The 1,645-nt window shown below is 69.1% G+C and carries 2 protein-coding genes; both read right to left on the bottom strand.

What is annotated here, in order from left to right; all coding sequences use genetic code 11:
- Positions 1-89: 89 nt before the first annotated feature.
- The gene (locus tag WU80_RS24665) at positions 90-1,262 is read right to left on the bottom strand and encodes a MinD/ParA family protein (protein ID WP_055405689.1); all 1,173 of its coding nucleotides are present in this window, start codon (positions 1,260-1,262) and stop codon (positions 90-92) included.
- A gap of 92 nt (positions 1,263-1,354) precedes the next feature.
- The coding region (locus tag WU80_RS24660) for a 6-phosphofructokinase (RefSeq protein WP_055405897.1) at positions 1,355-1,645 on the bottom strand (291 nt) is incomplete at its 5' end.

Raw genomic sequence — 1,645 nt, 5'->3', positions numbered from 1 at the left:
GGTGACCGCGAGCGCGGCGGAGCCGGGCGAAGCGGGTCACCACCATCAGACCCAGTGGTGACCGCGAGCGCGGCGGAGCCGGGCGAAGCTCAGGGCCAGTGCGGCGAGCGTGACGCCGGGAATCGGTTGGGCTCGGCGCCCCTGCCCGGGAACATATCCGCCAGCACGGCCGCCATCTCGAGGTAACAGCGCCGGCTTTCCTTGCTCAGTCGATCCAGCTCGATCTGTTTGCCTTCGTGGATGTGCCGATCAAACGGCAGCACCACCGTCGCGGCGACGCGCGCGGACAATCGGTCGATTTCGTTGGCGGCCAACACCTCCACCTTGGCCGGCTCGACGTGGTTGACCGCCAGGATCGTGCACCGCACCAAAGCCTGATATCCGTTGTTGCCCAACCAATCCAGCGTGGTCGCCGTCTTTCGTATCGCATCGATCGAGGTGCTGGTCACCACGACCAGCGCCCGTGCCTCGGGCAAGACGGCGTCCATCACGCCCGAGTTGAGCGCCTTGGCGCAGTCCAACAGCACCACCGAGTAGTGGTTGCGCAGCAGGGAAAACGCTTTGACCACGTCGTGGCGCTCGAGCCGCCAGTCGGTGTGCGCGTAGTCCGGCAGGCCGAGCACTTCCAGGCCGAAATTGTTCATGTAGGTGTGCGCGCGGATGTCCGCGTAACTCGTGGCCGTCTTATCGGTGAGCAGGTCCGCCATGCCCAGCGGGTTCAGCCGGCCATGGCGCTCGGCCAGGTCCCCGGCGTCGATGTCGACGGCGACGATTCGGTCATGACGCACCTCGGCGAACGTCGACCCGAGCGCCTCCACCACCGCCGTCTTGCCGACGCCGCCCTTGAGGTTGAGAACGGCGATGGGAAACGCGCCGCCCACGTCCGCGCGGATCCGGTCGCGCAGGTCGTCCATGTACTGCGCGGCCTTGCCGGGACCGAGGTCGACCCCGGTCACCCGGTGGATCACGTCGCGCCAGTTGAAGCCCGCAGAAGCGCTGGGGTCGCCCTGCTCGAGCCCGTCGAGCGCCGTGCCGCCCGCCGGCCTCGGTGCGCGCGGTCGTGGAACTAAAGGCGCAGGTCGCGCCGGTGTTTTCGGCCGGGGCACGGACGGCATCGCCCGATAGGACTGCGGCATGGTGGCCGCCCTGGAGTCGACGTCGAGCCAGCTGGGGGCGCGCTGCGGACGAACCGGCGGGCGCGGCGGCCCCGCCGACGACGCGGGCTGCTGAACGTCTCCGCGAATCGAACCGCGGTTGCGCATACCCCCGGTATAACCCCCGGCGAGCGGTTCGGAAACCACGAATCCGGGCCGGCGCGTCGAAACCGGCAAATTACGGCGGTGTCGGCCGCGCCTCAGCCGAAGAAGGCAGCGGCGTCGTCGTAGCGACTCTCGGGTACCAGCTTGAGTTGGCGCACCGCGTCGGCCAGCGCCACCCGCCCGATGTCCTGCCCCCGCAGCGACACCATCTGGCCGTACTCCCCCGCGTGTGCGGCGTCGGCGGCGTTGACGCCGAACCGCGTGGCCAGCACCCGGTCATACGCCGTCGGCGTGCCCCCGCGCTGGACATGGCCCAGCACGGTCACCCGAACGTCCTTGTTGATCCGCTTCTCCACCTCGGCGCCCAGCCTGTCTCTTATACACAT

This window comes from Mycobacterium sp. UM_11 (assembly GCF_001414075.1).
Taxonomy (GTDB): domain Bacteria; phylum Actinomycetota; class Actinomycetes; order Mycobacteriales; family Mycobacteriaceae; genus Mycobacterium.
This window is presented reverse-complemented; position numbering and strand designations above follow the sequence as displayed.

Bases quoted from the DNA above. Each gene is read 5' to 3' on its own strand.
- WU80_RS24665 (WP_055405689.1), bottom strand. From the start codon at position 1,262: ATGCGCAACCGCGGTTCGATTCGCGGAGACGTTCAGCAGCCCGCGTCG.